The sequence below is a fragment of the Tyzzerella sp. An114 genome, from assembly GCF_002161055.1.
Taxonomy (GTDB): Bacteria; Bacillota; Clostridia; order Lachnospirales; family Anaerotignaceae; genus Fimicola; species Fimicola cottocaccae.
Map to the genome: position 1 here is coordinate 16,112 of NZ_NFLT01000018.1, position 12,012 is coordinate 28,123.

Annotated in this window: 12 protein-coding genes and 1 pseudogene; all 13 read right to left on the minus strand. The window is 29.9% G+C overall.

Features of this window, described 5'->3' with window-relative positions; genetic code table 11:
* Position 1: 1 nt before the first annotated feature.
* Complete coding sequence (locus tag B5E58_RS11455; protein ID WP_088109797.1) at positions 2–1,645, minus strand: ABC transporter ATP-binding protein; 1,644 nt, start codon at positions 1,643–1,645, stop codon at positions 2–4.
* A complete protein-coding gene (locus B5E58_RS11460) occupies positions 1,635–2,093 on the minus strand; it encodes a S24/S26 family peptidase (protein ID WP_088109798.1) in 459 nt (152 codons plus the stop codon). The genes B5E58_RS11455 and B5E58_RS11460 overlap by 11 nt, the downstream gene beginning before the upstream one ends.
* Positions 2,083–2,349 carry a PqqD family protein gene (locus B5E58_RS11465; RefSeq protein ID WP_158097744.1) on the minus strand — a complete coding sequence of 89 codons (267 nt, stop codon included), beginning with the start codon at positions 2,347–2,349 and terminating at the stop codon, positions 2,083–2,085. The genes B5E58_RS11460 and B5E58_RS11465 overlap by 11 nt, the downstream gene beginning before the upstream one ends.
* The gene (locus B5E58_RS11470) at positions 2,346–3,059 is read right to left on the minus strand and encodes a hypothetical protein (RefSeq protein WP_088109800.1); all 714 of its coding nucleotides are present in this window, start codon (positions 3,057–3,059) and stop codon (positions 2,346–2,348) included. Before B5E58_RS11470 ends, B5E58_RS11465 begins: the two co-directional genes overlap by 4 nt.
* Before the next feature lie 84 nt (positions 3,060–3,143).
* Positions 3,144–3,335: a hypothetical protein gene (locus tag B5E58_RS11475; protein WP_088109801.1), complete on the minus strand. Its 192-nt coding sequence runs from the start codon at positions 3,333–3,335 to the stop codon at positions 3,144–3,146.
* A gap of 19 nt (positions 3,336–3,354) precedes the next feature.
* Positions 3,355–6,438 carry a hypothetical protein gene (locus B5E58_RS11480; protein WP_088109802.1) on the minus strand — a complete coding sequence of 1,028 codons (3,084 nt, stop codon included), beginning with the start codon at positions 6,436–6,438 and terminating at the stop codon, positions 3,355–3,357.
* A gap of 65 nt (positions 6,439–6,503) precedes the next feature.
* On the minus strand, positions 6,504–7,229 hold the full coding sequence (locus B5E58_RS11485) for a hypothetical protein (protein ID WP_088109803.1): 726 nt from the start codon (positions 7,227–7,229) through the stop codon (positions 6,504–6,506).
* 130 nt (positions 7,230–7,359) lie between these two features.
* On the minus strand, positions 7,360–8,058 hold the full coding sequence (locus tag B5E58_RS11490; RefSeq protein ID WP_088109804.1) for a tyrosine-protein phosphatase: 699 nt from the start codon (positions 8,056–8,058) through the stop codon (positions 7,360–7,362).
* 11 nt (positions 8,059–8,069) lie between these two features.
* Positions 8,070–8,795, minus strand: a complete 726-nt coding sequence (locus tag B5E58_RS11495; protein ID WP_088109805.1) for a CpsD/CapB family tyrosine-protein kinase — start codon at positions 8,793–8,795, stop codon at positions 8,070–8,072.
* Positions 8,795–9,637 (minus strand): YveK family protein, encoded by an 843-nt coding sequence (locus B5E58_RS11500; protein WP_088109806.1) that lies wholly within the window; start codon positions 9,635–9,637, stop codon positions 8,795–8,797. Before B5E58_RS11500 ends, B5E58_RS11495 begins: the two co-directional genes overlap by 1 nt.
* Positions 9,638–9,733: 96 nt before the next feature.
* Positions 9,734–10,882 (minus strand): nucleotidyltransferase domain-containing protein, encoded by a 1,149-nt coding sequence (locus tag B5E58_RS11505; protein ID WP_088109807.1) that lies wholly within the window; start codon positions 10,880–10,882, stop codon positions 9,734–9,736.
* Between the two features lie 12 nt (positions 10,883–10,894).
* Positions 10,895–11,722 carry a glycosyltransferase gene (locus tag B5E58_RS11510; RefSeq protein ID WP_088109808.1) on the minus strand — a complete coding sequence of 276 codons (828 nt, stop codon included), beginning with the start codon at positions 11,720–11,722 and terminating at the stop codon, positions 10,895–10,897.
* Positions 11,722–12,012: pseudogene (locus B5E58_RS13505) on the minus strand (hypothetical protein); the annotation flags it as partial. The gene B5E58_RS11510 and the pseudogene B5E58_RS13505, both read right to left, overlap by 1 nt.

A 12,012-nucleotide genomic window follows, 5' to 3' on the forward strand; every position in this document is an offset into this window, starting at 1 on the left:
TTTATTTTATAAACAAATTGTTATCACATATTTGTATTGTTGATTTTTTGTGAGAAATAATTATACAAGTAATATTTTTGAGATTTCTTATATTCTCAAGCATACGTTTTTCTGTATACTCATCAAGAGCACTGGTACACTCATCAAGAAGAAGAACAGGAGTATTATTTAAAAGAGCTCTAGCCACTGTTAAACGTTGAATTTGCCCTTCTGACAAACCTTTTCCTCTCTCTCCTATAATTGTGTCAATACCATCAGGAAGTCGGTCTATAAACTCATCACAACAGCTAATTTGCAAAGCCTTTTTTATATCCTCATCACTTTTTTCACCATTTAAAAAAACTATGTTTTCTCTTATTGTTCCTGAAAATATAAAATTACCTTGTGGAACGTATGAAAAAAGTTTCCTTGTATCACTATCAATAGGAACTTTTCCATTTTTCGTTTTTATATATATCTCTCCCAAAAAATCTTTATAAACCCCTAACATAAGTTTCATGAGTGTTGACTTTCCTCTGCCTGAAACACCTGTTATAGCTGTTATAGAACCTTTTTTTATTGTATAGTTTAAATTTTCAAGCACATAATCTCTATCATACTTAAAACTTAAATTTTCAAAAACAAATTCTTCTGTATCATCATAAAGTTTATTAATATCATATTTATGATTTTGCACTTCTGTTTCAATATTTTCTATTTCCATAACTCTTTCAGCGGAAGCGATAATACTATAATACGAAGGCATAAATCCTGAAAGACTTGCAAAAGGCGTCTGAACCTGTCCAACAAGCTGTATTACAGCAGTAAGGTCACCATATGTTATTGTATTTGTAAAAAGTCCAAAAGCCCCCCATATAAGAGCGTACATATATCCCATACCAAATACAAAGCCAAAACCTGTACTGGCTATTATACTTATTCTGCGGCGTTTCATTCTTGTATCGTAGTAATCTTTTTGAAGGCAACCATTTTTTTCAAGTATTTTATCACCTGTAACAAAAACTTTTACAACAAGAATATTTTCCAAAACTTCCTGCATAAATGAGCGGACTTTACCCTGTTTCTCCTGCATATCCTTATGTAATTTTTTAAGTTTTTTTCTAAAAAATCTAGATACAGCAAATATCACAACACCACCAACAGCAAAAACAGCTGTAAATCTTATATCAATAACAATCATAACAACAAAAGCTGATATAAGACGAACAACAACAGCTGTAAAACTAGGAATGAGAGTTGTTATACCATTGCTGACAATAGAAATATCTGCAAAAAGCCTGTTTTGTAACTCTCCTGTATGATATTTAGTTATTTTACCATAATCCTTTTCTATTATGGATTTAAGAAGTCTATTTTGATAATATATATTTATTTTTGCCTTTGTCATCTCCTCAAAACCTTTTAAAAACAACCTCATAAAAGCTTGAAAAACTATTAGACAAAAAAGCATTATTACATAAAATTTTATTTTATCAATACTTTTAGCTGTGGCACTGTCTATTATATTTCTAACAATCATAATAAACCATATCGATAAAATAGAATTTATACCATTTCCCGCTGTAAGCACAAAAAGAGAAGACAAAAATTTTCTTCCCGTAGATAACAGCCACAAAAGACCGTCATTGGATTTTTTAAAATTCATGTCTTCCCTTCTTTCTTTTCATTTTTCTTACAGTGTTTTCATATATAAATAACACTGTTTTTCTTAAAGGCATAAAACACCATATAGCTGTATAAATTTTATATTTCTTGTCCCTTTTACAGTCAATATACTTTCCATTGTGATAAAAACCTTCCATAACTCCCAAAATATCAGAGTTTTTTATACCCTTTTCAAAAACTATCTGATTATCACCACAAAGGCTATATGTATCATCACCATTTACAGCCATAATTCTATGAAGCACATCTTTTCCCTGCAAATTTTTATACCAAACAATATCATGCTTTTTAACAGTATTCTTTCTACTAATAAGACATACATCTCTTAAAGGACTTATAAGAGGACGCATACTTCTCCCTGAAGGTCTTATGGGTATATATCCATTGTCAGATATAAACTTTTCCATAGAAACATTGTTATTCTTCAAGACCACCCACCGACCTTAAAATATCAATATATTTTAAAACATCTTCTTTTGCTATCTCTCTGTCTACATCATATTCATCAACAAAAGCATCAATAATATAATCCAATGTAGGATTATTTTCAAGAAGTTTCCAAAGAAAAACTCCTGTATCATTTAAACGCAACATTCCCGTAAAAATTTCTGCTGCGTCACCTGCTGTTATTACAACATTGTCATTTCCCATTTCATGTAAAAAAAATCCCTCTTTAATTTTCACTCCACACACTCCTTTGTCATACCTTCCCATGACGTATAAACTGCATCATCGGAAATATTACACTTTAAAACATAAAAATTTGTATTTTTAATTAAACCATCAGCAAACTTCATAAACATTTGAAGTCTTTCTGGCTCTTTGGGAACTATTGTCTGAACGAAAAGTTTTGGAATAATATCTTTTGGTTCAGCCTTTGTTATACTATTTCGGGGTGACTGTTCTATAAAACATATACCTTTCAAAACTCCTCGTGTGTTTATATTTATACCCTCTTTTCCACTCCAAGGCGTTCCATAAACGTAATATTTACCGTCAATAAATCTTATTATAGGTTTGTCACCGTTTATTATATGGCAATCGTCACCGAAAACCTTTTTCCATAATCTCGCATGGGTTGTCTTTCCAACTCCACTAGCTGCCATAAACATAAATACATCATCATTCTTTTTAACTGCTGCACCATGAAACATAAAAGCGTTGAATTTATAAATCTCCTTGCACAGTTTAGAATATATACAAGCACTCTCCATTGACTCTCTTGTATATTGGGGAGATATTCTGCAAGCCTCATCAATATCATCATCAGTGACTTCTATAAAAACATCAGCCTTTTCACAGTTTTCTAAAATATAGTCTTTGCTTATTTTTTTTGTAAAATCGTATCTGTGTTGTATACCAACAACTATATCAGCTATCTTTGCATAAAACATAATTTATCACCGATAATATTATACAATATATTATTTAAAAATAAAATCGGACAGACTAAAAAGTCTGTCCGAAAAGTTTTGAAATTAATATGTTACTTCATTGATACTGTCAAGTGAACTTTCTATGTCTTCTGCTGAACCCCAAGGATTTTCTTGAATAAAGTCACAAGCACTTTCATCCTTAAGTTCACCAGTTCCAACATACTCATTCATTGCTATTTCTCTGAAATCGAACAGTAGGACTTCGATTTCGGGAGCTTTATATTGCTTTTTCATAATCTTATCCTCCTATTCATTAATTAAAACTAACATTACTAGGTGTACCATAAATTATTGTACCATCAAGTAAAGTTACATAAGGTGTAACTGTGAAATCTTTAACTGTTGAAGTTGTACAACGTTTAAGATTTACACCATAATAATAACCTTCTGCACTATCTTCATTATAAACACCATTTACTTTAATTTTTCCATATACATTAGTATCTGATGTATAATTAAATCCACCAACTGTTGTAGGTGCATTGTTATAACTTGAAATCACAAAGCCTATTGCACTATAATTTACAAGTTCTTCTTTAGTTATATTTGTTGTTCCATATACACAAGCATTTGTTCCATCATCACTAAGTTCAACTGTTATTGGAGTATCAAATAATGATGTATTAACTTTTCCACCTTTTTCTCCTACATCAGAACCAGTCTCATAACCTAATTCAGTTGCAGAATAGTATACAGCACTAAACTTAGTCACTTTTGATGAAAGTTTATATACATCTCCTGCTTTTAAAAGATTTTCAGTATCACCATTTACAGCCCAACCTGCAAAATAAAGAGGACTTCCTGAAGCATCTGTACTATTAGGAGCTGTACGAAGAGTTATTTCATTTCCATCATAGTATTTAGTTTTTAAAGTAGCATATGTATCTACTCCATCTACATCATAATCATACTGAACTCTTCTAAATGCTTTATAATAAAGTTTTAATGTAGTTTTGCCATCTGCTTCTACAACAGCCATTCTCACATTGTTTGTATTTGAAGGGTCAAAATAATATCCTTCATCTGAATAATCCATAGGAATTGCTATGGCTGTCTGCTGTTTACCTGGTTCTGATTCTGGAAGAGCAAGGTTTTTATCTGTGTAATGAAGGCTGTATCCTCCAGAATTATTTTCCCAATAATGTTCTACTGAATACAATCTATTTTTAGGTATATATTCAGCCTTAAACTCAAACTGATTACTTACATTTGCAAGGTCTACTGTACTTTCATTTATTTTAAATGTAGAACCTGCTCCGTAATAATTTCCATCTGGTCCAATCCAACCTGCAAGAATACCATTGTCATTTTCTATTTCTTTTGTAGGTAAAGTTATTTTATTTTTACCTTCCTCTATGGTATAAGTATTAGAGTCAGAAACACCAGCTACATCATAAACAGCTCTATATTCTATTGGCTTACAATCAAGGCTTATTTTAGAATCAGACCAAATCTGTGCACCCCAGAAAGTTTTTTCTAAATAAAAATAATGTGTCATTCCTTTTGCTTTTGCTTCTTCTAATCCTGGTTGACCATTAGAAGCTTTTGATATATCTGAATGTCCACCAAGCTTAAATATAGTAACACCAAAATCATTCTTGGAGTCTAAAGTCAAATCTCCGGACATATATCCAGTATCAGGTTTATAATAAAAATAAAGTTTATCTCCCCATGATGAACCATAAACTGTAATTTTCTTTCCTGGTTCAAAAATCTGAAGACTATTTTCCTTTTCAGGATTTGCAAAATATATAGTTCCATCTTGAGATGTACTTGTATTTACAAGATTACTTACTATAAGAGTTGAAGCACTAGAAGCAAATTGTATTTCCATATCATTATAAACTTCTGGTATAGAAATTGTATAATAATATCTAGTGTTGCCTGTTGTTAAACCAAATAAACTATTATCATAATATTTTATTATAAATTTTGTTCCATCATAAGTTCCTGGTATAGTATATTCTTTAGTTGTTGGTCTATCCTTATCATTATTTAAGTCAAAACTTATACCAATATTCTGACCATTGACAATAATATTATCAATAGTTGAACCTTGAATATTAAACTCAGCAGGATTTGTTTTCCACTCTTTTCCACCAACAGGAATATTATACTGTTTATCTATACTAATAAAACCTGAATCTACAATATTAATATTATAATCTTCAGTTCTTTCAGCAAACTCAACATTTATTTTTGTATCACCTGTAATAGGTATATTATATTCTCCAGCATTAAGAGATACATTACTCTGTTCAGTTTCATTTACAGTTATTTTATTAACTTTCTGAGCCTTATCAGGTACAACACTTAATACTGTTGTTCCCAAATCAACATATACTTTATCATCACAAGTTGCTGTACCATTTCCAGTTTTATTTAATGTCACATTATAATATTCTCTGTAATTAAAATGTAACTCATCAGTCTCTTCAATTAATACAGCTGTACGTCCATCTGTACTATAATAAGTATATGTAAAATTATTTTCATCTGTATATTCAGCAACATAAAGTATTTCTACTCCATTTACAGTAGCATTCTGGAATTCGTAATGTTTTCCATCTGGTGATTCATAAATTTTTTCAGCTACATCAGCAATGTAACCCATTTCAACTTCTTTTTTAATTATAGAATTTCCATTTACATAATCAACATAATCAACCTTAATAGTTTCCATAGGTGCATTTTCCAAGAAAGTCATAAGTGACATTAATGACATTTCTGGAAGAGGAACAAACTCATCAGTTGTAGTTTCATCCCCCAAACCTGGAAGTTCTGGATTTGGGTCCACTGGTGGCACACCAAATTCTGGGTCAACATTAAATCCTGGGTCTACTGGGTCAACACCAAATCCCGGGTCAACAACTTCTGGAGGAGTTGTTGTTTCTCCGCCCTCTGTTGTTGGTGGTGTTGTTTCTTCTCCACCTTCTGTTGTTGGTGGTATTGTTGTCTCTCCACCTTCTGTTGTTGGTGGTGTTGTTGTCTCTCCACCTTCTGTTGTTGGTGGTGTTGTTGTCTCTCCACCTTCTGTTGTTGGTGGTATTGTTGTTTCTTCGCCACCCTCTGTTGTTGGTGGTGTTGTTTCTTCTCCACCTTCTGTTGGAGTTGTTGTCTCACTCTCTGTTTCATCAGTTCCTATAACAGTATTTCCATTTTCGTCAGTTGTTATCTCAACAGTTTCAAATGTACTGCTATCAACTGAATTTGTTCCGTCAGTTGAAACCTCTGGGTTATCAACTACGTTAAGAGCATATGCCGGCATTGATAAAGCCGAGCAAGTCATAGCAAGAGTAAGACCTAATGCTATAAGTTTTTTCAGTTTAAATTTCATAATTGCGTCACCCTCTTTTTTATTTAAAATACTGAAAAACTACAATAAAACCGACTTTTAAAAAATCAGTTATATATGGAAAGGTAATAAGCCTTTTTGAGACTTTTTTCATTCTCATATACCTCTTTTATATCATCAACAACGGATTTGTCTCCGCCATAGATTTTAAGGTCGCTGCTTATTTCCTTTATTATAGCCTCCATATTAGCGTCACACTCTTTCTCAAGATTAAGTGCAACATCAAGATATTTAAAGGCTATATCCTCTTTTGATTTTGAATTTCTCTCGCCTGAGGGAAGGCTCTTATATTCTTCCATAGCAGATTTAAGTATACTGTCAAGTTCATTGCTGTACTGTTCCTTATAAACATAAATCTGAGCTATGTTTTCGGCAACTCTCTGTTTTGCAGCTTCAACTTCATCAGTTGAATTTTCTTCTACTGAGTTATCATAAGTTTCATTTGCAACAACAGTATAATTTTCCCCCTCCTTTACAAGAACTGATTTGCTGAGAATAATGTTTACAGTATCTTCCTGAGAAAGGGCACCTGTTTTAAGAGCTTCCTTCTCATCAGCAGTAAGTTCATGTATTGTAATATCAGGAAGTTTTTCTACTGCTTTAGATACCTTTTTGTCATTTTCGGTTATCATTGTACTTATCTCATCATTAGAGTACTTTGTATAATAAGCAACAGCCTGTATATTGTCCCATTGGGAATATACAATAAAGCCTGCACTACATACTATGATAATCAAAATAACAGCCAAGATTTTTAAAATTCTTTTTTTCATAGTATACATCCTTTTTTAAAAAATTACATTTTTCAGTTAACACACTACAAAATGCGGATTTCTATACTTTATAATTATAACTCTATTGGAGCTAAATTGTCAATTATTTACCTTTTAAAGGTTATAAAAATCACTTCAGTATATACATTGATGTATTGTATATATTTTCTATCATATCATAACCCAATTTATTTTCTATTATGGAAATAGCCTTTCCCATATTAGGGGTTCTATTAGAAAGATTGTGACAATCACTTCCAATAACATTTATAATATTATTTTCTATAAGTTTTAAGGCTTTTCTCCTTGTAAATATATCATTTATATACTCACAATTCATTTGAATAAAAACATCCGTATCCATAAGTTCTTCTATTTTCCCGCTCTTTTTTTCCTGATTAAAATATCTTTCTATATGAGCGATTATAGGTATCATATTTTTTGACATAATAGAATATATTTCATTTATAGTTGAGGTTGTCCAGGGTGAAAAAGGCATTTCAACAAGTATATATTTTGTATTTCCTATTGAAAGTTTCTTTATATCATCAGAATGTCCCATACTATTGAAAAAATATACTTCTGCCCCTAAAACTATATTAGGCACATCAAAACTAATATTTTCAAGTTCTTTTTGTAACATATCAAAAGACCTATCACGTCTTTTCAAAAAACTATCAACAGACTCATCAGAAGCATAATAATGGGGCGTAGCTACAATAGTTCTAACACCTTGTTCCCATGATGACTTTAGCATTTTGATACTTTCATCAACACTTTGGCTTCCATCATCTATTCCCGGCAATATATGTGAGTGAAAATCTACCAATATAATTCACCTCATTTTCTCCTACTATAACCATAATGATGTCTTCTATAATATTTTTTCTCATCAACAGATACATCATTAAAAACAAAACCTAAAACTTTCATTCCAGCAAACTCAAGCTGACTTATTGCATTTATAACTTCATCTTTATCAACTCTTTTTTCTCTTACTACAAAAATCATACCTTCCAGTAATTTTGAAAGTATTGCTGCATCAGTAACCATATTTACAGGTGGTGTATCAATAAATATGTAATCATATCTAGTTGACATTTCTCCAATAAGGTCTTCCATTCTAGCTGATGAAAGAAGTTCTGAAGGGTTTGGAGGTATGTCTCCTGATGTTATTACATCAAGACCTTCATATTCTGTTTTTCTTACAACTTCACTTAATTTATTTAAGTTTACAAGAAAATTTGAAAGTCCTGGAGAAGATTTTATATCAAGTAATCTTGATATATTAGGTCTTCTAAGGTCACAGTCTATAATTAAAACTTTAGAGTCTGCCTTAGCAAAAGTTATTGCAAGGTTAAGACAATTTATACTTTTACCCTCAGATGAAAAAGAACTTGTAAGTCCTATTACTCTACAACCTTCACTTGTTCTTGAAAAAGTTACATTTGTTCTCAAACCTTTATAAGCCTCTGTTATGGCAAAAGGTGTATCATCATTTATAATATATTTTCTTTCCTCTATGGGATTAGATTTTTTATTTTTTTTAAATTTAAAAAAACCCATTATTTATCCTCCCCCATTTTATTTTCAGTATCAATTTTTTCTTTACCCTCATTTTCTTTATTATCATCACTTTGGTTATTTATTTCTCTATTTTCATACCTATAATAATAACCTCTTCCATACTTATTTTCTTTTCCTAATTTTGAAGTAAATGAAGGTATTGTTCCAAGTATAGGAAGGTCAAAAATCTGTTCCAAATCTTCCTCAGATTTTATACGAACATCTATAAGTTCTCTCAAAACAACAATAAAACACATAAATACTGCACCAATAATAACACCTAGAGATACATTTCTCTTATAACTTGGATATGATGGTGATGTTGGAACTACTGCTTTATCAAGTATAATAGCAGAACTTCCTGGAACATAAGCTGCAACCTGCTCTGGAGCAACAGTAGCAACAGTATTTGCTAATATTGCTGCATGCTCTGGATTTGAACTTGTAAATGAAACATTAATTATAGCTGTTTCATCTATCGCTGAAGCATTCATCATTGAACGAACAGCACCAGCACTATATCCCAAACCTGAAGCATCTGCAATAGCTTGCATAACAGTATTGCTTTCAAGTACAATAAGATATGTTGTAACTATTCTTTGAGATATAGTCATCTCACTGTAATTTACAGTACCGGATGCAATAGTAGCAGGGTCAATTATATCTCCCTGATAACTTTTTATACATATTCTTGATGAAGATGTATAAAGAGGTGTAACGCAATATCGAGTGTAACCATATACAGCTCCTCCAAATATAACTGCTGAAAGTATTATAAGCCACAGTTTAGAAGCTATAATCTTAAAAAGTTTTAGCAAATCAATATCTGCAAGATTATTCATAAATTATTCAACTCATTTCTATAAAAAAATAATAAAATTACAAATTCTATAATATCAATTTTAATCTTTAAAATCAATATAACTTTACATATATCGTCAAATTTTTAATCCAAATTTTCGCATTTTTTCTTTGTGCTTAATAATATCAGATGTTTCAGTATTTTTAACAGCTTTTACATATAATTTTAATTTTTCCTTCCTATTTAATAGCACTCTGAAAATATTTATAATCCAAAAAATAGGCAGTAAAAAAGGCAGATATTTAAGCACAGTATATCTGTGTTTCATCTGACTATAAGGATAAAATATTTTTTTAATAAAAAAAATAACTTTTTTATCATCATTATTATTTTTAATTACACTATTTAAAACAGCGTTTTCAGCAGTTCCAAATGTGCCACTTTCTACTATATATGTACCTAATTCATCAAAATATTCTGTACTTTCATGTCCTGAAAACCATATGTCAGATAACTGTTCTATGTTTTTAGAAAATTCCAGTATACCCGCTTTTTCAAATTCATTATTTATATAATCAAAATCTAATTTTTTCCCTATTACTTGTCTAATTATCCATATATCAAGAACGGAACGTATCCCTGTTCCACCTTCAAAAAAGTGTTTTGCAAGATGTGCCATCTGATATATATATAATCCTTCATCAGTCATTCTTTTTATAGGGTTGTCTATATCTTTTTTAGCATACTGCCAACCAGGGTTCATATGGCTACTCATAATATCATTATCATGAAAAATACATGGGTGAAATTCAAACATTATAAAAGGAGGTTTTTCAAATATATAATGGTTTTCATCACCTTTTCTAAGGTTATAACCCATATTTTTCATTAGATATTCTATTTTTTCAATATCTTTAATATAAAATAATACATCTATATCTGACATTGGGCGCATATCTTCTGATGGATAATATTCTTTAACATACCAACCCTTCAAAGGCATAACTTCTATATTATTATTACTTAAAGATTTAAAAACACATTTCCCTTCATTTGAAATTAAAGCTTGTCTGTAAAGACTTCCCATATGCTGTTTATATATAAATTCTTCGATATTACTAGAAATATTTTTGTCTTTAAAGGCATAATATATTAAATTTGACATACTATGAGATTTTGCCATATTAAACATAACTCTTAAATCTATCTTAGAAATATCAAAGTCATAATTTTCATCAAATATACTTCTTATCAAAGAAATAAAATCTTTATATTCTTTTTTCAAATACACCACCCTCTAATTCAATATTTTAGATAATTGTTTATTGGCATTTTTATTTATATTTTTAAATAAAATATAAGCTTTCAATTCTCCAAAACTCACTTTTTTAAAACTTTTTAACAAAATCTTTATAACTCTTTTTAAAGAATAATTCCATGGTTTTTCTTTTCCTATATAATGTATAATATATATGTCATTAAAATTTTTCAATATACCTCTTTTTAAGTAAGAATCAATATATATTGAAAACATATTATATTCTTCTCCTAAATGTAATTCGCTCATATTAGACCAATCTATACAATATTCATTAAATAAATCTTGGTCACCTAAACCATTTTTAATTATCTCTTTTTTGCTTTTAACATTATCAAGTGTGTTCATAATATCAGAAATACTAATTTTCTCTGGTTCTATAACCATAAGCCCTGAATTAAGTTTTATCCATTCAGGATTTAATCCTTTTCCAGCTACAACAGCTGACATATGTTCTTTATCAAATAAATGGTCAATATTCTTTAAAACAATCATATCTGAATCAATCAAAATTATTTTTTTGTATTCTTTCAAAGTAACTGCCCATAATTTAAAAAAAGTATTACTCCAATAATCCATACCAGCTGATAAATTTATATTTAAAATATCTTGTGGGATATAGAAATCATCTTTTTCAATAAAATTTAAATCTAATTTTTTCAATATACTTTTACTATTTTGACTTAAATTTCTTGAAACAATAACAGTTAGATTATACTTTGAGTTAACTTTTTTAAGTGAATATCTTAAAGCTATTACTCCTGGCAAATAATTATCATTTGTTATAACTGTAACATAAGAGTACATTATATTTCTCCCTTCAAATTTATGAATATCATATCCACAATATCTTTATCAACTTTCTCACTAAACTTTCTAGCAAATATTGCCTTTGAATTTACAAGCATATCATAGTCATCTTTTCTAAAAATCCAAGGATTTCCTCTTTTCCAATCTATACATCTAAGGCAAGCATAATGGTCATTATCAAAATTTTTATTAAATAAATTATTTTTAAATTCTGAATTCATAATCAAAGTTTGTATAAAAACCTCATCTGCACAATATGAATAATTAAATGTCTTCCTTATAAATTC

What these genes read in the sequence shown, in the direction of transcription:
- B5E58_RS11455 (WP_088109797.1), bottom strand. Translation starts at nt 1,645, where the DNA reads ATGAATTTTAAAAAATCCAATGACGGTCTTTTGTGGCTGTTATCTACG.
- B5E58_RS11470 (WP_088109800.1), bottom strand. Translation starts at nt 3,059, where the DNA reads ATGTTTTATGCAAAGATAGCTGATATAGTTGTTGGTATACAACACAGA.
- B5E58_RS11475 (WP_088109801.1), bottom strand. Translation starts at nt 3,335, where the DNA reads ATGAAAAAGCAATATAAAGCTCCCGAAATCGAAGTCCTACTGTTCGAT.
- B5E58_RS11480 (WP_088109802.1), bottom strand. Translation starts at nt 6,438, where the DNA reads ATGAAATTTAAACTGAAAAAACTTATAGCATTAGGTCTTACTCTTGCT.
- B5E58_RS11485 (WP_088109803.1), bottom strand. Translation starts at nt 7,229, where the DNA reads ATGAAAAAAAGAATTTTAAAAATCTTGGCTGTTATTTTGATTATCATA.
- B5E58_RS11495 (WP_088109805.1), bottom strand. Translation starts at nt 8,795, where the DNA reads ATGGGTTTTTTTAAATTTAAAAAAAATAAAAAATCTAATCCCATAGAG.
- B5E58_RS11500 (WP_088109806.1), bottom strand. Translation starts at nt 9,637, where the DNA reads ATGAATAATCTTGCAGATATTGATTTGCTAAAACTTTTTAAGATTATA.
- B5E58_RS11510 (WP_088109808.1), bottom strand. Translation starts at nt 11,722, where the DNA reads ATGTACTCTTATGTTACAGTTATAACAAATGATAATTATTTGCCAGGA.